Here is a 21,521-nt window from a genome sequence, read left to right as displayed (position 1 = left end):
GGGGAAAGAGGAAATAATTTTTTTCTTAGGAACCAAAAAGGTGGGATCTCCGTAATACGATTACCAACTTTCCCGGACGGAATTTCTAAGTCTTTCGCTATTCTTTTCCCAAAATTCCAGTACGTAATTCTCCCGACCTGCAAGAAGGCCTACGCTGAGTTCGGAATCCAGAAAACGAAAGGAGTTGCCCGTTTTGATCTCCAAATCGAAACCTTTCGAGGCTCTTAAGATCGCGATTCCTCCCGCAATATCCCAATCGTTCTTGGGTCGAAGAGAAAGAGTCATCTCGGCCTTTCCTACGGCAACCAAAGCGAGCTTGTACGCGATGGAACCCGTAGCTTTCCGTACGTATCGGGGACCGAAATCAAAATCTTGGAACATTCCATCACGAGTTTCGGATACGGAAACTAGGACCTCACGGACAGCACCGGGATCTCGCGACTCATCCTTCTCTTCCAAAAAAAAGCGGGGGGAATCCCAATCGATTTCCAGATTCGAATACGGAGGTTTTAGAATCTGGAGATCCGAACCGATCCCGTCCCTTCCCCAGAAAAATTCCCCGGTTGCAGGATTCATAATGATGCCGAAAACCGGAGTTCCGTCCTCTACTAAACCGAGACTTAATGCGAATTCCGGATTTTTTGCGACGAACTCTCTCGTACCGTCTATAGGATCCAGAATCCAAACCCTTCCGTTTCGGTGGGATTTCTGATCGAAAGGTAGGGTGTCTTCTTCGGAAAACACGGGGTCTCCGAAACGTTCCCGGATTCCCCGGACCAAAATACGATTCGCGGCGAGATCCGCTTCCGTAACGGGGTCCCCTTTCTTTTTTTCGCGGACCGCGAATTCGCTTCGATAGATCCTCAGGATTTCGTCCGCAGCCTCCAAAACGAATTTGGAAACTATACGGGCTTCTTCTGGAAAAAACATTCGTCTAGAATTATTTTCCTTGGGTCTGGGGTTGTTGTTTATCTTCCTTATGCGATTCTTCGTCCAGATTATCCGGTCTGATATAGAAAACCTCGTTCGAGGGGGTTTGAAGATACAGTTCAGGATCCATTAGATAACTATAAAATACGATGTACGTCTTGTATTTGACGTATACGGAATAGGTCCCTTTTTGCTGTTCGTACTGGATAGAATCCGCGGTAAGGCCCTTCGTATATTCCTTATATTCCAAATATTTCCTGTGGAGGCTGTATTTTAATGCGGAGAGGAGGTTCTTTTCCAGGGTAGCCTTTTTAGTGGCTTCGGATACCTTCCTGTTTTTGTTGAATTCTTCCACCTTATTGAATTCTTCCACAAGACCGGTGACTTTTCCCGCCAGGAGCGGAGTCGCCAGACTCAAGGCCAGAGCTGCTACTAAAATCCGTTTCATTGGTTTTCCTGTGTTCCTTGGAATTATTATCGGTTTTTCGCAGTAGGAACTTCTCCTTCCGTTATATTTTCTCTAAGGGGGTATAGGCAAGGAAAAAGTTCTTTTCCAAAGAACCGAAACGGATTTTCACCTTCCGATTCTTGCCGTGCCCTGAAACTGCGAGGACCGTTCCCGGGCCGAACTGAGAATGGCGAATCCTGTCTCCTTCCCGGATTTCCGCTTCCTCCCCGAGAGGTTCCGCCGAAGGTTCGAACTCGGAAAAAGAGAGGTTCGAGACCGTTCCCGCGTAGGCTCTAGGGGGTCCTTCCGGCTTTCGAACCCCCTTTTGGGAAACCGTCGATTCTCCTCCGAAACATTCCGTCGGAATTTCGGATAGGAACCGCGAGGGAATCATCGGTTCCACACGGCCGAATTTACGGGTATATTTACAATAACTTAGGTTCAACTTTTTTCCGGCCCGAGTCAAAGCAACGTAGAAGAGACGCCTCTCCTCCTGCTCTCCCTTGGGTTCCTCCAAGCTCATGGCGTGCGGAAAAATCCCCTCTTCCAAACCCGTCAAAAAAACGACCGGAAATTCCAGACCTTTTGCGTTATGAACTGTCATCAGATGCACGTAATCCGTAAGCTGAGCCGAATCCTCTTCGGAAGTAAGCAGGCTGATTTGATTCAAATATTCTTCCAAGCTGGGAGAATCTTCCCGCTCCTCGTATTCTACGATGGAATTCACGAACTCTCGTATGTTTTCCAATCTGGAAACGGATTCCTCGTCCTGTGAATTCCGTTCCAGGTGTTCCGCCCAACCGGATCGCGCCAATACTTCCAAGGCGATTTTGGAAGGGGGCTCTCCTTTTTCCTTCATTTCGATCAGGTCCGAAAAAAGGTGATATAACTCTTTTGCCTTGGCGAAAGCGGCTTTTTTTAGCGGTAAGTCGTGGTGCCCCAACGCTTCCAAAAAGGAAATTCCACGATCCAGCGAAAATTCCCGCATCTTTTCCAGACTGGCCTCGCCTATACCTCGGGGAGGGTTGTTGACGATCCGTAAAAGGGAAACCGAGTCCATAGGGTTGGCTATCACGCTTAAATAAGCCACCATATCCTTGATTTCCGCTCTATCGAAAAACCGAAAACCTCCGAATATTTTGTACGGAATTCCCGATGACCGTAAGCCTTCTTCGAAATATCTGGACTGGGCGTTCGTCCTATAGAATATCGCAAATTCCTTATATTCCGATCCTCTTGCGGACTCTGCCCGGATTTTTCTCACCGCGTCGTAAGCTTCTTCGGTTTCGTTTTCGAATTCGGAAAGTCGGATAGGTTCTCCTTCGGAATTGTTCGTGAATAGTTCCTTTTCCTTTCTATCCGGATTATGCGCGATCACTTTAGAAGCCGCTCGGATGATCCTACCCGTCGACCTATAATTTTCCTCCAGCTTTACCACGAACGCGTCGGGAAAATCCTTTTCGAAGTTCAATATATTCGTAATATCAGCCCCTCTCCAGGAATAAATGGACTGATCGTCGTCCCCGACCACGCAAAGGTTTCCTCTTTCTCCGGCAAGCAGACGAACCAGACGATACTGAACCTTATTCGTATCCTGGTACTCGTCCACCATTACGAATCTCCAACGCTCCTGGTATTTGGTCAGAACCGTCGGGTTTTCCTCGAAAAGTCGGACCACTCGCAGGATCAGATCCCCGAAATCGAAGGCTTGGTTTTTTCTTTTCCTAGACTCGTATTCCGAATAGATTTTTGCGATCACTTGCGAGCGGTGGGAAAAATCCTCTTTGCGCACATATTCATCCGCACCCGTCATGGAATCCTTCATCGAAGAAAAAATTCCGACAAGAGTCGACGGTTTGTATTGTTTCGGATCCTCGTGTAAGTCTTTGACAACCTGCTTCAACAAGGATTCCTGTAACGTCGTATCGTAAACGGTAAATCCGGAGTCGATTCCTAAGGTCGCCGCCTCTCTACGAAGGATAAATAGACAAAGGGAATGGAAGGTCTTGACTTGCACATTCGGAGAGATGTTCTGCACCAGATTGCGGACCCTCTCCAACATTTCGGCGGCGGCTTTATTCGTAAACGTAAGGGCACAAATGGAATCCGTCCTACGGTTCAGAATCAGATTCGCGATCCGATGAGTGATGACTCTCGTTTTGCCGGAACCGGCTCCCGCAAGAATCAGGACCGGACCGTCCAACTTTTCCACCGCCGACCTCTGCGGTTCGTTTAACCCATCCAGATCCATCAAGAAAACCTGTCCTTAAAAACGATAATCTCCAATCCCGAATACGAACTGAAATGCACGGTCCGATTCGTATCTTTCGAACGGGGCCCAGAAATTCCCGGTAGGCCGAATCTTTTGCGCGAAATACAGTCGCAACGGGAGGACCGGAATTTGGATCCTGAGACCGACGCCCCACGAGAATCTCATCCGCTCTATCGCGAGATTGTCCGCGGAAAGCACCTGATAAGCTGGGTTATTCAACGCGTCGTAGGATACGTCCGCTTTTTGCCCGTTGGACAGATTGAAATTATTCAACAAATACCAGCCTATCGGATTGGAAATCTCCTGTTGCTGGATGTTCTTATCATAATTATGCGCGTAGTCTTTTTTTACTCCGGTATAACGGTTGACCTGTTCGTACATGGCTCCTCCGTCCAGGAATATAACCAACCACAACAGACTGGGTTCGATCGGGATACGGATTTCCGAATCGAACAGTACGCGGTGCTGTGCACCGCTTCTCCATTCCACGGGGTATTTGGCATCGTTATAATACCATCCTCTTAAGGATTCGTATCCGCCTATGATCAACAAATCCTGAGGACGGATGTACGGATTCTGAACAGGATCTTGGTGGCCGTATTTCGGAGACCGTTGGAACGTGAACATATTCGAAGTACGGAATTCCTGCACCACTCTCCAGCGGCGTAGGGAGTTGTTGCGGATCAGGCCTCCGAACGTGAAGTCGAACCAAGTATGGTAGTATTCCGCGGTAATCCTGTACTGGTCGAAGTGGGAAGAACCGCCCAAATACTGACCCACATTATCCACTTGGAGAAGGATATCATATCCTCTGGTGGGAGCGAATACGTTATCCCGAATATCGAACGAAATACCGTTCGAAATCTGGGAACGGAATTGCCATCCTTGTCTTACGTTAGCAAGAACCGCGTCCGAAACGAGCGCGGTCGGATTCGAATACGAGTAAAAGGCGGGCGTATACCTGTGAAAGTGGGTCCAGTTCGTAAAGACTCGGTGCGCCAAACCTACTGTGACTCCCAAACCGTTGTTGTCGTACGTCGCATTTTCGGTGGTCGGAGCGGTCGTGCTATTCGATACGTTAATGGTCGAAGTAGAGCCCAAGAAAATAGTACGAGAAAAATAAAATAGGGAGAGAGACAGGGACCAAGGAGTATCGTTCAACCAAGGTTCCGTCCAGGAAATCTGAAAAGACCTTCTGTACGGACCGAACTCGATACGGCCGGAAATCTTTTGTCCGGTTCCGTTCAGGTTATTCTCACCGACTTCGGTAAAGATGGTAAATCCCGTGATCGTTCCGTAACCGCCTCCCATGGAAACGGTTCCCGTGGGTTGCTCCACAACCTCGACCACCAGATTCATCTTGGTGTCGTCCGAACCCGGCCTCATATTCAGGTTCACTTCCTTGAAATATCCAAGGTTGTGGATTCTCTCGCGGGACCGGTTCACTTTGGCCGAATCGAAAAGGTCTCCCGGTTTTACCAGCATCTCCCGGCGAATTACCTTATCCTGGGTCTTCTTATTTCCCTTAATGATGATGTTTTCAATCTTAGCTAGATTGTTTTCTCGAATCGTAAAATCCACATGCACGAATTTACGACCTCGGAGATTGGAATTCCTGGCGTAAAGTTCCCGCAACCGTCGAACGTTCAACTGCTTGTATTCGTCCTCGCAGATTTTACGTTCCAGTTCCGATCTTCTAGAATAACAATTCTCGTAATATTGCAGGCTCTCCTCGTCCAGAGAAACGATTTTCCTTCTGGGAATCACCTGAGCAAAAATATGTCCTTTGGAACCGTAGAGTTCGTTCACAGAGGAACGGTCCCGCATGAAGATGGATTCGTCGAAAATTTGCCCGACTTCCCGTACGCTATAGTCCAAGACCTTTTCCACTTCGTCCAAAGTGAAGAGCGGAACCAGCTTGTCCTTAGGCGTGTCCGGCGGGTTCTTTTCCTTGTTCAAAAATACGGGTCTTCCTTCGTTATCCAAGGTCATGTCGTGGGAAAGGGTGTATCCGTTAAAGTAGTACACCTGACCTTCGTACAGCTTTATGTTGACTATGATGACCCTTCTGTCCTTCTTTTCCGGGTTTTCCCAGTGGATTTCCCAGTTCGTGCCTTCGCGCAAAAGTTCCGAATCCAGGTATCCTTTGCTTCGCATATATGCCTGGATCGTTTCCTTATCTTTTTCGAATGCGCTTTCCTTAAACGATCCCCCTTCGAAGACCCCCTCTTCCTTGAGGTCCATTAGGCCCAAAATTTCGGACGTTTCGATCGTTTCGTTTCCGTAGACATTGATCTTAGCGACGGGGATCTCCTCCCCTTCGTCTATGACGAATCGCACCTTTACTAGGTTCGTCTTAGGATCCGGCTTTCCGAGCTCGGCCTTTACGTAAGCCAGAAAAAAACCCTCGTCCCTATACTTTTGCAGAATGAGGTCTCTCGACTTGGAGACTTTTTGCGGCGTGATGACCTCGTTGTCTTTCAGAGGCATCTTATCCCGAAGGTCGGCGGGAAAAACTTCGTCCGCTCCTACGAACTCGATTTCTTTGACCCGGGGTCTTTCCTTTAGTTCTATGATGATTCGTACGCCGCCCTCGACGTCTTCGGCCTGGATATCGATGAAGTAGAAAAAACCGGACGCGAATAGGGTCTTTAGATCGCGATCCACCATACCTTTCGTCAAGGCTCTACCGCGCTTCAATTCGAGCATCGAGTCGATATCGGAGTCGGACGTATTTCGATTTCCTTTAAACGTGACTTCTTTGATCGTTTTACCGAAATAGTCGCTCCTCTTCGACAGCAATTCGGAGATGTTGCCGGAATAGAAAAGGGAGCCCGTCAAAAAGAAGACGGCTAAAAGTTTATTTACGGGAGGTTTACGTTTCAAGTCGCTTAATCAACCTTTACAGTTAGGTTCCAAATTCCTCCAAAATAAAGGAAACACCCCCTATGCCGGGAGTTGAGTCGCTCCGATTTCCAGTTCTCTTATTTTCCTCCGGGTTGACGTACCATAGCGAGATTGAATCTGGTCACTCCAGCTTCATTCACCTTGTCGATTACCTTGACGACCGTCTGGTAATTCGCGCCGCCGTCACCGCGGATGATCACTCTATTTTTATTTTGTTCCTTTTTGTCCTTATCCTCGGGACCCATAAAAACTTTGATCTTGTCGGTCAATTTTTCAAGAGGAACCGGTTCCGTGTCCTTATCTAGAAAAATTTTGCCGTCCTTATTGATCGTAATCACTAATTCGTCTTTTTTCTTTTCCTGAGCGGTACTGGAGGATCTAGGTAATTCGATTTTGATCACGGTAGATTTTTCCAGGGTGGCGTTCATAAGAAAATAAATAACGATAAAGCAGATAACGTCGATCATCGGGGCAAGCTCGATCTGCCCCGGTCTATAGGCGCCGTTTTGACTTCTCCACTTTTTGAATCGCATCGTTACTTCAGGTACCTAAGCGCCTGCTCGGAAAGAGTCTCCATTTCGGAGATTGCGTCATCTTTTCTTTTCTGGAAGAAGTTATTGAAAATATAAGCGGGAATAGCCACGGCCAATCCCATTGCGGTAGTAATCAACGCCTCGCTGATCCCTACCTCGGCACCTTTGGTTCCGGATCCTTCCGCAAAGGAACGAATGATTCCGACTACGGTACCTAGAACCCCCAGCAAAGGAGCGATGGTTGCAATGGTTGCCAAGGCGGAGAGAAATTTATCCATACGCTGGATCTGGCTCAATCCCTGGCTTAGAATTTCATCCTCTACGGAGGAAGTTTTCCGCTTAAACTGGGCAATAGCCGCCTGGATGACTTGAGAAGAAGGACCTTGGCTTAGACTGCGAAGCAAATCGGATGCGGAATCGTAATTCTTTTCTGTCAGTAGATCTTTTACTCTTCTCCATTCATCAGGAGAAAGGGCCTTCCAACGTGAAAAAAAGATCAATCTTTCTATAATAATAGTGAACCCGATGATAGACACAAGTAAAATCAAAATTGGGATCGTTTCTGGTGGAATAATGGATACCAGAGAATCGGTTTTGGCAAGAATCATTGTCGGTCAAGCTTCTCCAGGGAGTAGGGTTTCTGACTCGGCTGTTGCTGCCAAACGATTTTTAGAAGGAATGCTTCCTTTTTACCAGAGAACCCCCCGGTATCCAATCATTAGGAAACGGTTCAATTAAACCGCTTTCTTTTTGAGCAACTCTTTTGCATGGTCAAGGGCTCCCCGCGAAACATTCTGACCCGAAATCATCCGAGCAAGTTCCAAGGTTCTTTCCTCCATCCCCAAAAATTCCGCTTCCGACAAAGTCCTGCCATCCGTGATCCTCTTGCTTACCTTTAAGTGGTGATCGGCGGCAGCGGCGATTTGTTGCAAATGAGTAACGAGAAGGATCTGATGAGTCTTTGACAAAGTGCGCAATTTTTTCGCCACATCCATAGCGATTTCTCCGCCCAAACCGGAATCCACCTCGTCGAAAACCAAAACTTTTCCATCATAATTAGATCCTAATACGCTTTTGATCGCCAGCATAACCCGAGACATCTCTCCCCCGGAGGCGATTTTGCGTAAAGGCCGAGGCTTCTCTCCCGGATTCGGACTAAAGTAGAATTCGGCCTGGTCCAGTCCACTCTCGTTGACTAAATAGGATTTTCCCTGGGATTCCACTTCTCCTTCCACACTCGATTCCCATCGAAGCACGACCTGGATTCCGGCTCCGGGCATTCCCAATGCTTCCAATTCGGATTTTAACCTAGGCTCGAACCTACCTAAAGATTCCCTTCTTGCTTTAGAAAGCTGCATACACAATTGGGCTAATTTTTCCGTGGCTTTTTTCTTTTCTCTCTCTAGGGACTCTTTGGATTCCATGTTCTGAGCGAGGGCCTCCAACTCATTTTCCGCGTTTCGTTTGGAAAGCAAAACCTCCTGGACGCTTCCTCCATATTTCTTCTTCAATTTTTGGATCAGATCCAAACGACCTTGTACATGTGCCAATCTGTCCGGAGAAAAATAAATCTCATCCTTTTGGTCCTGCACGTTCGTATTGATCTCCCTCAAAGTGACGTACACCTCTCTCAACGCACCTTCCAGCTCCGCATAATCGGAATGGATTCCCTTCATCTTTTCCGCAGCGATCAAAATCCTCGAAAAGGAACTCAAAACGGAATCTTCCGTTTCCGAAAGTAATCCGGTAATGATTTCCAGATTTTCCGATAATCTCTCTCCGTGAGACAAGAGACTCTCCTCTTTGCTCAATTCTTCCTCTTCTCCCTCCTTCAAATTCGCGGACTGGATTTCCTCGATTTGGTATTGTAGGATTTCTTTTTTCCGATTTCTATCCCCGTGGCTAGCTTCCAATTCTTCTAATCGCTTTCGAAGACTCCGGTACGTCAGAAACGATTCCCGGACCTCCGAGCGAATGGAATATAAATTCCCGAAGGAATCCAGAATGTCCAACTGCTGACTCTTATCTAAAAGAAGGATCTGATCGTTTTGGTTATGTACTTCCGCAAGTAATTCCCCCAATCCTCGCAAAACTTGAGCCGCCGCCAAGGAATGGTTGATTAGAATCTTGGATTTTCCGTCCCGAGAAAACTCCTTCCTCAAAACCAATTCCGTACCGGATACTAGGATCCCTTTTTCCGCCAACCATTGCCGAGCGGAAAGATTTCCGCCGAGATCCCAAACGGCTTCCAGCACGTATTTTTCGGCACCGGTACGAATGTCCATGGCGCTACTTTTGCCGCCTAACAGAGAAGAAATCGCATCCAGCAAAAGAGACTTACCGGAACCCGTTTCTCCCGTGATCGCGGTAAAACCGTTCCGAAAATCGATATATGCGGATTCTATTAAAGCGAAATCCCGGATCGAAAGCATCTGTAACATAGAGAATACCTACTCAATTAATAAGTAATCATAGGTATATGCTTATCGATTTTTTCAACTATTTTTTTGTATAGTATAAAATTTTTCCCTAATCCACGCGACTCGGGAATGGAATCCTTCTATTTGAAAAACCGTAAGATGCCAAAAACGGATTCCGGAGAGATCGACTCCCTTTACCCCCTACTTTAGAAAAAGAAATTTTCTAAGAGAATTTTCTAGAATGGCGAAAGCAGGATTTTTGATTGCATGAATCCGGGAAACCGGAAGACTGGGCCCTGATCCTCCCCGCCCTGAAGGACGAGCATGGCCAAAAGCTTCAAACATTTAGACGCCCAGCTCAGTGATTATATCCTAAATAGATCCCGAATTTCCGTTCAATCCTCCCGGATGAACGCAAAATTAGAAAAATACGTTCTCAGAATATTAACGGAAGTTTTGGAAAAAGTCGGCCAATCCCGTTACATAGAGATGCTCTATACGATCACGAAGGAAATGGCAATCAACGGAGTCAAAGCCAACCAGAAAAGGATTTTTTTCGAAGATTTGGGACTGGACATACGGAATCCGAACCATTACAACCAGGCCTTGTCGCAATTTAAGGAGAATTTCTCCGAAAAAATGGCGGACGAATACGGGAAACGCTGCCTTGCCCGGGGAGTGTTCGTAAAAATCAACGTGGTTTACGGCGAAGACGGCCTTGTAGTGGAAGTGATCAATAATACTCCCGTGATCGACGCAGAAGAGGCCCGGATGCGGGAAAAGATGAAAAAGGCCATGGGGTACAACGACATCGCCGAGTTCTACATGGACAATATGGACAATACCGAAGGGGCCGGACTCGGAATCGCTCTTATTATGATTCTGTTAAAGAGCGAAAATATCGATCCGAATCTATTTCGGATCCAGACTCAGGCTGCCGAAACCGTAGCAAGGGTGGAAATCCCGTTTAACGACAAATATATCTCAATTAGAAGTAAGGAAATCAATCAAGTTGGAAATCACAGGTAAGACGGCCGTCATCACCGGCTCGGCCGGAGGCTTAGGCAAAGCCATGGCCGAACATTTTGCGAAATTGGGAGCCAATATCGTCCTATCCGACATCTCGGAGGAGAAATTGGCGGAAGCCCTAAAAGACATCGTTTCCCTCGGAGCCAAGGCAATTGCCGTCAAGACTGACGTATCTAAAGAGGCGGATGCCGAGGCTTTGATGCAAAAAGCTGTCTCCACGTTCGGTAGTCTGGACATAGCCGTTTTGAACGCGGGAATCCTACGTGACGGTCTCTTAGTAAAAGTGGACAAGCAAACCGGCAAGGTCGCTTCTAAACTTTCCCTTGCCAACTGGCAATCCGTTATCGATGTGAATCTAACGGGCGTCTTTTTGACTGGAAGAGAGGCAGCAGCTCAGATGATTGACTCCGGATCCAAAGGAGTGATCATTCCGATCTCTTCCGTAGCAATGCACGGAAATCCGGGCCAAACGAATTATTCCGCCGCAAAAGCGGGAGTGGCTGCCATGACGAAATTATGGGCCCGCGAATTAAGCCGCTTCGGAATCAGAGTGGCGGGTATCGCACCGGGCTTCATAGCCACCGAAATGGTAATGAAGGACATGAATCCGGAAGCGTTAAAAAAATGGGAAGCTCAGATTCCGATCGGAAGATTGGGCAAACCCGAGGAAATCGCCGAAACGGCCGCCTTTATCGCCAGGAACGAACTTGTGGACGGAGTCGTCCTAGAAATTTCCGGCGGCGTTAAAATCTAAACCCACCTAACGGAGGACGGCCGGAAATGAAAGCCGGCCCGTCCCCCTCTCCAAACTTACTTATCTCTTCAGAATATACTAATTTTATACGGAGGAACGGCTACGATATCCGAAACATGAGCTTCGGACTTCTGAAAATCATTCATAAGGTATATATAATTCCATAATATTCGAATTTTTTCGAGGAGTACATTCGAATAGAATATTAATGTAAAATTTTAACCACGTAATTCCATAAAAATATCATAATTTTCACAATTGGACATAAGGACAAAAAAAGCCTCCTAAGACCGGAAATCCTTGAAAAAATGCGAGTATCGATTATGATGGATCAAACGTAATAGAAGGAAAAAAAATGGCAGCCCAAAAGTTAGAAATCAAGAAAGCCCACCTGGACTCGACCATCCGCGGTTTGAAAGCCGTAGCCCATCCCGATAGATTGAAAATTCTATTGTATTTATCGAAAAAAGAACATAGCGTAGGAGAGCTAGTCGACGCGCTGGGAATCAGCCAGTCGGCAGCTTCTCAACACTTAAGCAAAATGAAAGAAGCGGGATACTTAGGAAGCAAGAAGGTATCAAACCAAGTCTTCTATTCCATTAAGGATCAAAAATTCAAGAGCTTCGCGAAGTCTTTACTCCAGATTTTCTCCAAGTAATCTCTTCGAGCCGAGAGGGGGCTGGCGGCGGTCCCCTCTTATTCTCCTTCCGATCTTAACAACTGCACATAATCATAGATAGCCGTCTTTAAATCCGTAAAACCTTCCGCATAACCTGTTTCCATCAGTTTAGAAGATTCCGATTTCGTAAAATACTGATACTTTGCCTTTAAGCTTTCCGGCATGTCTATGAATTCGATTTTCGGGGTCCGATCCAAAGCCGCAAACAGGGAATTGGCCAGATCCACCCAAGTTTCCGCGATTCCTCTCCCTACGTTGTACAGACCGAAATGGTCTCCAAAAATCAGATGAATCGTTATTTTGGCCGCATCCTTTACGTAAAGAAAATCCCGTTTTTGTTCCCCGTCGGCATAGTCAGGCCTATAGGATTTGAAAAGTCGAATCTTTCCCTCTGAAAGGATCTGCTCGTATCCCTTCAGGACCACGGATCTCATATCTCCCTTATGTCCTTCACCGAAACCGAATACGTTGAAATACTTTACACCGGTGATTTTCGACAGAAATTTCTTCTTTTGCGCGTATAAATCGAACATATGCTTCGAGTAACCGTACATATTCAGCGGTCTCAATTCCTCGATCGAAGCCCGGTCGTTATAACCGTATTTTCCATCTCCGTAGGTAGCGGCCGAGGATGCGTATAAAAACCGGACGCTATGTGCGAGACAGGCTTCCGCCAAAACTTTGGTATATTCGAAATTATTTCGGATCAGATAAGACGCGTCGGATTCCGTAGTCGATGAGCAGGCCCCGAGATGGAACACATGAGTAAAGCCTTTCGGAAATTGGCCGGCTTCCACTTTCTTCAGAAAAACGTCTTTTTCCAAATAATCCTCGTAGGAAAGGTCTCGAAGGTTTTTCCATTTTACGGAATCTCCGAGATGATCCACGACCAGTATATTGTCCACTCCTCTCTCGTTCAATAATCGGACCAGGTTACTTCCGATCAATCCCGCTCCGCCGGTGACAATGACTCGAATCTTAGACATAGGTTCCATTGGATTCTAACGAACGTAGAAGTCTACCAAATCTATTCTCCACTCGCTTGGCGATACCGAGATCGGGTTGTAAGACTTCGGGATACCAATCCTTCATTCGCGCATCGACGACGATGGGACCGGAAAAAGAAAGATGGTTGCGAACGACTTCCCGCTTTCCGTAGATATCTCCGGCGGGTTCGAATCGAGTGAAGACGTTCCAAATAAAATCGTGATCCGAAGCCACAGCCTCCTCGGAGCTGTCCACAAGAAACACGAAAGCGAATCCGCGGATCGCCTCCTCTTTCAATAATAACTCCGGCAACTTGTCCCCTCTCTTGTACGCGGCCCCCGAAACCACCAATGCCCCAGGACAGTACACTTTCGGATTTTTAAATTTGGAACTTTTAAAACCGACACCGATCTTGGACTTCAACACCTTTTGATTTCGGCCTACTCCCAACAAAACCGCTTTGCTTCCGCGATTCACTTCCGGTCCTGTGTAGTCCAAGGTGTCCTGCGATATGTTGGAGAAGATATGCAGATCCGTTTCCGGACGGAATCCTTCCAACACTGTGGAAAAGACTTTTTTAAAATCCTTCAGCGGTACGTCCTTGTCCGTCACCAGAAGTACTTTCGTGAGGGAAAGCTGACCTTCCCCTAAAATCCGTAAGGCGCCCATAAAGGCTTCCTTTTCGTACCTTTCCTGAACGATTGCCGCAGCGAGAGAATGCACTCCGGATTCTTCGTATGCCCAAACCCCTTTTACCTGGGGCATAACGATCGGAAAAAGCGGAGAAAGTAAATCCTGTAAATATTCAGCGATCCAATGGTCTTCCTGAGGAGGCCGGCCTACGACAGTTGCCGGCCAAACCGCATTTTTTCTCCGAAAGATCCGCTCCACTTCAAAAACGGGATAGTCGTGTTTCAACGCGTAATATCCGTAATGATCCCCGAAAGGACCTTCCGGCTTTCGGACCTTCGGAGGAATCTTTCCGATCAAAGCAAAATCAGCGTCGGAAACGATGGGCAAAGGGCTGATCTCCCTTTTTCTGGAAATTCTTAACCGTTCTCCCAATAATAAGGAAGCCAGCAAAAATTCGCTGATCTCCTCGGGCAAGGGCGCCACGGCCGCGATCGTCAGAGCCGGCGGACCTCCGACATAAATATGAGCCGACAATGCCTGTCCTCTCTGCTCCGCTTCGAAATAATGAAATCCTCCTCCCCGGTGGATTTGGATATGCATGCCTGTCAGCTTGGGGCCGTGAAATTGGATGCGATACATCCCCAAATTCCCTTTTCCCGTATTCGGACTTTCCGTATAGACCAGCGGTAAGGTAATGAAGCGTCCCGCGTCTTTCGGCCAGGACTGGATTGCGGGAAGGCTTTCCAGAGAGGTCTCCTCGGCTTCGAGTACCGGCGGATCGGAGACCCTACGCAGACCGATTTTTAAGGCGGCCCAAGCCAGAGATCTCGCCTCCCAAACCTTTCCGAAAGTGGGTGGCATTAAGTGCTTGGCGGTATGGGCGATTCTCGCTACGAATTTTTCGGGGTTTTCGCCGAATGCGATACGAATCCTCTTGGAGGATCCGTACAAATTCGTGGCGACTGGAATTTTAGAACCGATTACATTACGGAATAATAATGCAGGTCCTCTTCGAGCGACCACCCTTCTCTGTATTTCCGCGATTTCCAGGATAGGATCCACCGGATCCGTGATTTCCAGCAACTCTCCTTGTCGTGACAGCTCACGCAAAAAATCGGAGGTAGACCTCAGGCTCATTCCGCTCTCCTATTTTCGGATGGATTTTTTCCTCGCAAGATTCCGGGAAGTTCCCTTTCTGAAACGGACAACTCCCTTCGAATTTTTTTCGCAATGGAGGAAGGAAATCCGTTTTCCAAATCCGCCCAGCTACACCATTTCCATTCCAAGCCGAATTCCTTTTTTTCGCGCAATCGATCCTCTACCCGTCGCGCCTCTTCGGAATCGATCACGGATTCCCAGATCGAACCGAGAATCTTATGATGAGTGATCGAATGTTTAAAGACGGAACCGGTATTCGAAAATTCGATTCCCAGATCGACGATCGGATCGGAATCGTACGGAGAATCTCCTTCCCAATCGAAAGGTAGGGAAAAGATCGTCTTGAAAAACCTCCGTTTAAGATAGCGTAAGAGTAAAATCCCTTCCGGAGACCGTACGATTAAAAATCGTATTCCTAGGGGAATTTCCCGAATTTTCTTTTCCAGAACGGGTATTTCGTTTTGGACTCCCTCTCGGACGGCAAGACAATCCCGCGATAGAGGACATTGGGCGCATAAAGGTCGGGCAGGAAGACAGATTCTCGCTCCCAACTCCATTACGGCTTCATTATGTTCTCCTGCATGCCTCTCGTCTAAAAACCGGTCCGCAATCTCCTGAAGTACGGAATCCGATTTGGAAATATTTCCCCGAAAGAGGAAGAATCTGGAAAGGACCCTCTTGGCGTTCCCGTCCAAAACGGCGAAGGGAAGATCGTAGGAGATGGATAAGACAGCTCTAGCGGTGTACGGCCCGATTCCCGGAAGAGAAAGAGCGGAATCCAAAGAGCGCGGAAAAACTCCATCGAATTCCTGGACCAGCTTCCGCATTCCTTTTTGTAGATTCTTTGCGCGAGAATAATACCCTAGCCCTTTCCAATATTGCAGGACTTCCTCTTCCTCCGCGTGAGCCAAATCGGAAGGAGTCGGAAAACGTTGTAAGAACGTTTCATAGATCGGAATCATGGCCGCCACCCTGGTTTGCTGCAACATGACTTCGCTGACCCAAGTAGAATACGGAGTGCGGTTCCTACGAAAGGGTAGATCCCTTTTTTCCCGCAAAAACCAATCCCTTAGTTTTTTCCCGGACCGTCGGATCGAATCTAGGTCGCCGATTTCTCCACGGGTAGGATCGAAGGTGGAAGTCTCCATGATTTCCTCCCATTGGAAGTTTCAGGGAACCCAGGAAAAGGAGTTTTTTAAGGAATTTCCCGGATTCGAATCAACCGGAATCGCCACGAAATGATTCGAACCGAATGGTCTTCCAATTTCTCCGGAACTGGGAGTAGGAAATCCTATTTACGGAACTATCCCGAAACAGGGAATCGAATTCCTGTTCCGAGATCGTTTCCAAGGATTCGATTTTGTTCCGGAAAAAATCACGAACCTTGAATTCCGGCAACTCGGTTTCCACTCCTTTCTTTCTAGCCTTTACCTTATTCCAAGGACAGACCTCTTGGCAAATATCGCAACCGTAGACCCAACCGTGTAATCCTCCGACCGACGGGGACCTATCCTCTATGGTTTTATAAGAGATGCATTTGCGCGCGTCTATTTTGTAAGACTCCAAGGCTCCGGTAGGACAGGCCCTGAGGCAAGCGTCGCAGGTACCGCAACGGTCCTTGGCTGGAAGAGAGGCGATTCGTAACGGAAGATCGGTCAATACCACAGTTAGAAAAAAGAAAGAGCCGATCTCCTCGTTGATCAGATTCGTATTCTTTCCGATCCACCCTATCCCGGCCTCTCGGGCTAGGACTTTTTCCGGAACCGGGAGGGAATCCACCCCCTGTCGAAAAGAACGGTTGGGAAAGGACCGTCGCAGAAAGTCCAAGATCTCCTTTGCGTTTCGTCTCAAGACGGTATGATAATCTTCGCCGACAGCATAGCGAGAGAATCGGAACGGGGAGTCTCCTAAAATCGATTCATATTCGGAATCGGAATACAAGGAAGCAAAGACCAGCACGGATTCCGGACGGAACCCGAGTCCGGAAAATTCCAAGCGAAGTTGCATATTCCTAGGATACCAATCCATGCTTCCATGCAGGCCGGAATTCACCCATTCCAGGATATTTTCGCGATCGGAATCCGGAACTTTCGCCTTGGCCGCCCCGCAGAGCTGGAAACCGTTTTTACGGGAGAGGGATTCCAATTCGGATAGAAGTTCTTTACTTTCCAGAAGCACAGGGGTTCCATCCAATTATGGCTTCGGAAAAAGAAGAACCGGATTCTTCCCTGACCGTTTTCGGCGGTCGTATTCCGATTAAAGACCTTCTTCTTGCCGCGAAGGAAGCGGGTCTGGAGATTCCGAAAGGAGAAAAGGCGCTACTGAACCGGTGCCTTCTCGCCGGGCTTGTAGGCGCCCTAAAGGGATTTTCGGAAAGAGGATTGTCCCCCTTCCTGCCCAAGCACAAAACGATTTTCCCGGAAATCAAAAAGGAACTCACGGAGGCCTTCTCCCAGCGTGCCGTGCAGGAATCCGAAGCTAGCGAATGGTTACGCGAGTCCTTCGAATACGGCACAAAAAAAGTATACCACTTGGAATGGAAATTATACTCCTCCCAAGAACTTTTTTAAAACCTAGACGGCAAAAAATATGATCGCCGAAAAGGAAACTAGGACCACCGCTTCCAAAAGTCCCGCTCCGAAATTCTGATCGTCCGAAATTTCATGCTTCAAGGTGGAGCCCGGAAGAATCACCCGGCCCGCTAAGAAATGAAGTACTGGAATGATGATGAACGCGAATGCAAGGTCCAGCAAAAGTAAAATTCCCGTATGAAAAAAGGAATCGAATTCCCGAAATAGAGCCCGAGTCAGCAGGATTCCTATGGCAAGAAGGGCGCCCGCCATGGAAACTCCGGCCGCCACATTTTGTTTCGACTCCAGCTCTTCCTTGATCCTGTACGGAATCCAAATTTTATAATAAAGCGAAAAAAGGATCATTCCAATCTGCCCGATCAGAAAGAAAGCGAGGGATAAAATCGCTCCGATCAGTGTTTTTTCCCACAAAGGAGAAAGAGCTAATCCCAAACCGTTCGGAAAGACCTTACTCCCGATATCCCCGTTCAATGCCGCCGAAATAAAGAAGGAACTCGCGATCGTTCCGCCGAATAACACCGTACCGACGGCCAAGTTTTTGTTTTCGTAAATCTCTTCCTGGGCATCGATTCCGGTCAGGATGAACGTGTCGTTCACCCACTGGGAAATCAACAAAAGGACCAATCCCAAAAGGGAATACACGGTGACTTGGATGACGTCGCCGACAAGTCCCGTGCCGTCTCCCGGGTGGGATACGATCGTGACGAACAAAAGGATGATTCCTAAATAGTATCCGGAAAGGCTGAGAGCCAAAGCCCCGTTATCGGAACGGACCAACTCTTCGTCCAGTTCTCTAGGTTCCAGCCAGTCTTTTACTTTTTTGCCGATGTAAAATACAAGGAATCCCAGAACGAAAAAAACGAGATCCTTTCCGATTAAGGAAAGATATTTCCAGATAAAATCCATGCCCTCCAAGATACTATGGAAGGGTCAAAATTTCATAGCCTTTTTCGGTGACTAAAACCGTATGCTCGAACTGGGCGGACCATTTTCCGTCTTTCGTGGTCACCGTCCAACCGTCTTTTCTGGAGAAATTCACTTCCCAGGTTCCTAAATTGACCATCGGCTCGATGGTGAAAGTCATTCCGGGTTCCAGCTTGGTCAATTTACGATTCGAGCGAAAGTGAGGAACCTGAGGTTCTTCGTGGAACCCGCGTCCAATACCATGACCCATCAAATCCCGGACGATTCCGTACCCTTTCGGAGTCAGATAATCGTCGATCGCATTCGCGATATCACTCACCCGATTTCCCGGCTTGACCTGCTCGATTCCGATCCACATAGACCGTTCCGCGTCTTGGACCAAACGTTCCACTTCGGCTGAACTTTTACCGCCGACAATAAAGGTACGGGAGGAATCTCCGTGATATCCTTCCACAATGGGAGTCACATCCACATTTACGATATCTCCTTCCTTCAGGATATCCGTTGCCTTCGGGATACCGTGACAGACGACTTCGTTTATGGAGGTACAGACTGATTTCGGAAAACCCTTATAACCGAGAGGAGCCGATTTCGCTCCGTGTTTCTTCGTGAATTCCTCACAAAGATCGTTGATTTCCAAAGTACTAATTCCGGGACGAATGTACCCGGAAATGTACTCCAAAAGTCTGGCGGCTAGTTTTCCTGCCGCCCTCATTTTCTCGATTTCAGTCTTATTCTTGATGTAGATCAAGAATGCTTAGAAGTCGGTGGGTCGAACCGTAGTACGTTTATTCGCCTCGGTCCGTTTCAGGGCATCGTCAATCAGAGCGTAAAGCTTCTCATTCAAACCGTCGACAGCGTCTCCCGAGGTCATAAAACCTTTGGATTTAATATAGGCTTTTACCTTGCTTGCGACGATGAGGGTATCCTTTTCAGCGCTTTGAGCCATGGAATTCTTCCTCTTAACAGTAGTTTTCTTTTTTTGTACCATATCGAAATGCTACGGGAGCTTTCTCCTTTTCTTTCCGAATTTTTCGGAACGTATCTCGGTTATACGGAGATACGTTTCCAAATGCCTCGAAAAAAGGAATCATTTTCGTTAAAAGTTACGCGATTATTTAAATATCGCACTCAATGAAAAAGCGATCCCCCCTTTAATCGTAAACATATAATATGATACAAGTAGGAACGAGACATATTAGGCAAACTGACTAGGGTCAAGAACAAAATCATCCCCTTTTTGCCGCCTCGCTCTGGATAATCGTCTGTACTAAGGAAGTTTCCAACCCGAGTTTCTCCGCGATGGTTTCGGAGTCCCAATGAAAGTTATGAAATAAATTTAAGACAGTGGCCTTTTTCCGGTTTACCAAAGGGTCCCGTTCGGAGGATTTTCCTCCTCCTTTTCCGCTCGTCGGTTTTTGGCCGGTCGTTTGAACAGCATCCAGGAAAGTGGACAGTTTTTCGAAGGTATCGTCCGCCTCCGCAAGAAGACCTTCTAGTTCCTCTTTGACGGAACCCGCGCCTTCTTTCAAGTCCTCCACCCTTTGCAAAAGAGTGCTCGTCTGCTTGTGCCGTTCGGAAAGCTCCGACATCAGATCCTCTATTTTGTCGAACTTGGCTTCCACGGAAACGATCTCCTCTTTCCGTCCTGCCAACAGTTCGAGCCTTTCGTCCGCGGAGCGTATGGAGGAAGCGACTTCCTTTTCTCTCGTTTCGAGGATGGAAATTTCCTTTTCCAGATCTCGGATTTTCTGGAACATTTTTCCCGAAGAATCCTTTTGTTCCTTCGTTTCTTCGGAAAGGCTTAGGATTTCCTCTCTGATCTCGCCTAAATGACCTAGTCGATTTTCCAGGTCCACGAATCTAGTCTCCATTTCGGCGGCTCTTTCGCTGGCCTCGTCCAATTTACGGGCCGATTCCTCCCAACGGGAAGATTCCTCTAGCATATTCAGGAATTCTAACTTTAGACTTTCCGCTTTGCCGGAAATTTCCTGAATATCTTTTTCCCGCTCCTCCGCGTTTTCCAAGCGGGACTCCAATTCCGCCTGTGCCGCTTTCAAAAGGTGCAGATTTCGATCCAATTCCACGGACAGTGCTTCCGAATGGTTCGCCTCTTCCACCGCCGACTTCATTCTTTCCACGAATTCTTCGGAACGATCTATGATTTCTTTGACATCCAATAGGAGAAGGGATTTGGATTCCGCTTCCTGCATTTTTTCGGAGATTTCTCCGACGGAACTCCGCAGGTTCTCCGCTTCCGATTCCAATTCTTCGAATAGATTCGTTTTTGCTTTTTGGATTTCTTCCAGGTCCTTCCTAAGTTCGCTCTGGAGAGATCTGTATTCTTCCTGGGCGGAACGGAACTCCTCTTTTCCGAATCTTAGGAATTCCTCCGAAGAAGCCTCCGTTTCCCGTAGCAGATTTCGCACCTGGTTTTGGAAGGATTTCATCTGGTCTTCGCTTTCTTTTTTACCGGACTTGAGAGCTTCTTCCAGGTTTCGCTTCACCTCTTGGAGGTGCTTAGCGATGCGTTCTTCCAGTTGTCCGAGCTGGACATTCCCTTTATCCAAAAGGGAAGACAATTGCTTATTGATTTTTGAGTCGATGGTTCCGTTCAAGCGGCCGATTTTCTCTTCTTGTCTTTCGAAGAATTCTTCCGCGGATTCCCTAAGTCTATCCAGCACGGAACCTGCTTGTTCGGACGCGTGTTCCAGTTCCGCTTCCGCAGAAGTCCGAATCCTTTCCGCCTGAGCTTCCATCAACTTTTCGTTTTTCTTAACCAGGTTTTCGAATCTTTCTTCGATCCCGGAGTAATCCTCTTTCAACGAGGAAACCAGATTTTGGCCTTCGGTTTTGGCTTCCCGGAACCTTTGGGCCAATTCTTCCCGAACCTCTTCCCCTTCCCTACGGAAATTGGTCTTGTATTTGGAAACGAACTCTTCGATGCGATCTTTTTGGGAAGCATAGACTTTTCCGAATTCTTCCAAAAGCTCCGTTCCTCGGAGATGGATTTGACCCAACCTCTCCTCCAATCCGTCTATCGCTTCGCGGGTATGGTTTTTTATGGAAACGACTTCTTCTTCCCAAGAGCGACTGAAATGCTCCAGTCTTCGGTCCATTTTTTGGAACTCTTCGTCTATCATCCCGTTCAACGGAACGATCTTTTCTTCCATCTCTCCCAGTACGTCTCCGGCGCTGCTTTCAAGTGCGGAACGAATGTCTCGGACATAGGAATCCATTTCCCTCATCCTTGCAG

General features: G+C 47.5%; 18 protein-coding genes and 1 pseudogene. 4 read left to right on the top strand and 15 right to left on the bottom strand.

Annotated elements, in window-relative coordinates; all coding sequences use genetic code 11:
* Positions 1-60: 60 nt before the first annotated feature.
* The 7 genes from EHO61_RS13985 to recN form a co-directional block, all read right to left on the bottom strand.
* Positions 61-930: a 3'(2'),5'-bisphosphate nucleotidase CysQ family protein gene (locus EHO61_RS13985; protein ID WP_135814158.1), complete on the bottom strand. Its 870-nt coding sequence runs from the start codon at positions 928-930 to the stop codon at positions 61-63.
* Positions 931-940: 10 nt separating this feature from the next.
* On the bottom strand, positions 941-1,378 hold the full coding sequence (locus EHO61_RS13980) for an LIC11625 family surface-exposed protein (protein WP_135814157.1): 438 nt from the start codon (positions 1,376-1,378) through the stop codon (positions 941-943).
* A 61-nt stretch (positions 1,379-1,439) separates the two neighbouring features.
* Positions 1,440-3,629, bottom strand: a complete 2,190-nt coding sequence (locus EHO61_RS13975; RefSeq protein ID WP_135814248.1) for an ATP-dependent helicase — start codon at positions 3,627-3,629, stop codon at positions 1,440-1,442.
* 15 nt (positions 3,630-3,644) lie between these two features.
* Positions 3,645-6,536, bottom strand: coding sequence for a BamA/OMP85 family outer membrane protein (locus EHO61_RS13970; RefSeq protein ID WP_135814156.1), 2,892 nt, complete (start codon positions 6,534-6,536; stop codon positions 3,645-3,647).
* A gap of 98 nt (positions 6,537-6,634) precedes the next feature.
* A complete protein-coding gene (locus EHO61_RS13965; RefSeq protein ID WP_135769305.1) occupies positions 6,635-7,090 on the bottom strand; it encodes an ExbD/TolR family protein in 456 nt (151 codons plus the stop codon).
* Between the two features lie 2 nt (positions 7,091-7,092).
* On the bottom strand, positions 7,093-7,698 hold the full coding sequence (locus EHO61_RS13960) for a MotA/TolQ/ExbB proton channel family protein (RefSeq protein ID WP_135814155.1): 606 nt from the start codon (positions 7,696-7,698) through the stop codon (positions 7,093-7,095).
* A gap of 126 nt (positions 7,699-7,824) precedes the next feature.
* Positions 7,825-9,531, bottom strand: a complete 1,707-nt coding sequence (gene recN / locus EHO61_RS13955) for a DNA repair protein RecN (protein ID WP_135814154.1) — start codon at positions 9,529-9,531, stop codon at positions 7,825-7,827.
* Between the two features lie 303 nt (positions 9,532-9,834).
* On the opposite strand from recN, the gene EHO61_RS13950 reads away from it, so the two are divergent.
* The 3 genes from EHO61_RS13950 to EHO61_RS13940 all read left to right on the top strand — a co-directional run bounded on the left by EHO61_RS13950 (position 9,835) and on the right by EHO61_RS13940 (position 11,951).
* Complete coding sequence (locus EHO61_RS13950) at positions 9,835-10,539, top strand: histidine kinase (RefSeq protein ID WP_135814153.1); 705 nt, start codon at positions 9,835-9,837, stop codon at positions 10,537-10,539.
* Positions 10,523-11,293: an SDR family NAD(P)-dependent oxidoreductase gene (locus tag EHO61_RS13945; RefSeq protein ID WP_135814152.1), complete on the top strand. Its 771-nt coding sequence runs from the start codon at positions 10,523-10,525 to the stop codon at positions 11,291-11,293. Before EHO61_RS13950 ends, EHO61_RS13945 begins: the two co-directional genes overlap by 17 nt.
* Positions 11,294-11,648: 355 nt before the next feature.
* A complete protein-coding gene (locus tag EHO61_RS13940) occupies positions 11,649-11,951 on the top strand; it encodes an ArsR/SmtB family transcription factor (protein WP_010419051.1) in 303 nt (100 codons plus the stop codon).
* A 38-nt stretch (positions 11,952-11,989) separates the two neighbouring features.
* On the opposite strand, the gene rfaD is transcribed toward EHO61_RS13940, so the two are convergent.
* From rfaD to queG, 4 genes are all read right to left on the bottom strand, one after another.
* Positions 11,990-12,958, bottom strand: coding sequence for an ADP-glyceromanno-heptose 6-epimerase (gene rfaD, locus EHO61_RS13935; RefSeq protein WP_135814151.1), 969 nt, complete (start codon positions 12,956-12,958; stop codon positions 11,990-11,992).
* On the bottom strand, positions 12,951-14,729 hold the full coding sequence (locus EHO61_RS13930; RefSeq protein ID WP_135814150.1) for a UbiD family decarboxylase: 1,779 nt from the start codon (positions 14,727-14,729) through the stop codon (positions 12,951-12,953). The genes rfaD and EHO61_RS13930 overlap by 8 nt, the downstream gene beginning before the upstream one ends.
* The gene (locus tag EHO61_RS13925; RefSeq protein ID WP_135814149.1) at positions 14,726-15,898 is read right to left on the bottom strand and encodes an A/G-specific adenine glycosylase; all 1,173 of its coding nucleotides are present in this window, start codon (positions 15,896-15,898) and stop codon (positions 14,726-14,728) included. The genes EHO61_RS13930 and EHO61_RS13925 overlap by 4 nt, the downstream gene beginning before the upstream one ends.
* Before the next feature lie 70 nt (positions 15,899-15,968).
* Positions 15,969-16,928 (bottom strand): tRNA epoxyqueuosine(34) reductase QueG, encoded by a 960-nt coding sequence (gene queG, locus EHO61_RS13920; RefSeq protein WP_135814247.1) that lies wholly within the window; start codon positions 16,926-16,928, stop codon positions 15,969-15,971.
* A gap of 17 nt (positions 16,929-16,945) precedes the next feature.
* Between queG and EHO61_RS13915 the strand changes: the two genes are divergently transcribed.
* A complete protein-coding gene (locus tag EHO61_RS13915) occupies positions 16,946-17,320 on the top strand; it encodes an LIC_11502 family protein (RefSeq protein WP_135814148.1) in 375 nt (124 codons plus the stop codon).
* A 3-nt stretch (positions 17,321-17,323) separates the two neighbouring features.
* Here the strand turns inward: EHO61_RS13915 and EHO61_RS13910 are convergent, their stop codons facing one another.
* The 4 genes and pseudogenes from EHO61_RS13910 to EHO61_RS17460 all read right to left on the bottom strand — a co-directional run.
* Entirely contained in the window at positions 17,324-18,247 is a 924-nt protein-coding gene (locus EHO61_RS13910; RefSeq protein WP_135814147.1) for a DUF350 domain-containing protein, read from the bottom strand.
* Between the two features lie 13 nt (positions 18,248-18,260).
* The gene (map, locus tag EHO61_RS13905) at positions 18,261-19,016 is read right to left on the bottom strand and encodes a type I methionyl aminopeptidase (RefSeq protein ID WP_135814146.1); all 756 of its coding nucleotides are present in this window, start codon (positions 19,014-19,016) and stop codon (positions 18,261-18,263) included.
* A gap of 6 nt (positions 19,017-19,022) precedes the next feature.
* Positions 19,023-19,256, bottom strand: coding sequence for a hypothetical protein (locus EHO61_RS13900; RefSeq protein WP_010419029.1), 234 nt, complete (start codon positions 19,254-19,256; stop codon positions 19,023-19,025).
* 238 nt (positions 19,257-19,494) lie between these two features.
* Positions 19,495-20,523, bottom strand: a pseudogene (locus EHO61_RS17460) (SpiroCoCo family coiled-coil protein); the annotation flags it as partial.
* Between the last annotated feature and the right edge of the window lie 998 nt (positions 20,524-21,521).

Origin of the sequence: Leptospira fluminis, assembly GCF_004771275.1 — a bacterium.
In the GTDB taxonomy this organism is placed as follows: Bacteria; Spirochaetota; Leptospiria; order Leptospirales; family Leptospiraceae; genus Leptospira_B; species Leptospira_B fluminis.
Note: the sequence above shows the minus strand (reverse complement) of the source record. Positions and strands in the feature narration are given on the sequence as shown.

Coding starts and splice junctions, on each gene's coding strand:
- EHO61_RS13930 (WP_135814150.1), bottom strand. CDS start 14,729: ATGAGCCTGAGGTCTACCTCCGATTTTTTGCGTGAGCTGTCACGACAA.
- EHO61_RS13925 (WP_135814149.1), bottom strand. CDS start 15,898: ATGGAGACTTCCACCTTCGATCCTACCCGTGGAGAAATCGGCGACCTA.
- recN (WP_135814154.1), bottom strand. CDS start 9,531: ATGTTACAGATGCTTTCGATCCGGGATTTCGCTTTAATAGAATCCGCA.
- EHO61_RS13975 (WP_135814248.1), bottom strand. CDS start 3,629: ATGGATCTGGATGGGTTAAACGAACCGCAGAGGTCGGCGGTGGAAAAG.
- EHO61_RS13910 (WP_135814147.1), bottom strand. CDS start 18,247: ATGGATTTTATCTGGAAATATCTTTCCTTAATCGGAAAGGATCTCGTT.
- rfaD (WP_135814151.1), bottom strand. CDS start 12,958: ATGTCTAAGATTCGAGTCATTGTCACCGGCGGAGCGGGATTGATCGGA.
- EHO61_RS13900 (WP_010419029.1), bottom strand. CDS start 19,256: ATGGTACAAAAAAAGAAAACTACTGTTAAGAGGAAGAATTCCATGGCT.
- EHO61_RS13950 (WP_135814153.1), top strand. CDS start 9,835: ATGGCCAAAAGCTTCAAACATTTAGACGCCCAGCTCAGTGATTATATC.
- EHO61_RS13915 (WP_135814148.1), top strand. CDS start 16,946: ATGGCTTCGGAAAAAGAAGAACCGGATTCTTCCCTGACCGTTTTCGGC.
- EHO61_RS13985 (WP_135814158.1), bottom strand. CDS start 930: ATGTTTTTTCCAGAAGAAGCCCGTATAGTTTCCAAATTCGTTTTGGAG.
- EHO61_RS13960 (WP_135814155.1), bottom strand. CDS start 7,698: ATGATTCTTGCCAAAACCGATTCTCTGGTATCCATTATTCCACCAGAA.
- EHO61_RS13940 (WP_010419051.1), top strand. CDS start 11,649: ATGGCAGCCCAAAAGTTAGAAATCAAGAAAGCCCACCTGGACTCGACC.
- EHO61_RS13965 (WP_135769305.1), bottom strand. CDS start 7,090: ATGCGATTCAAAAAGTGGAGAAGTCAAAACGGCGCCTATAGACCGGGG.
- EHO61_RS13980 (WP_135814157.1), bottom strand. CDS start 1,378: ATGAAACGGATTTTAGTAGCAGCTCTGGCCTTGAGTCTGGCGACTCCG.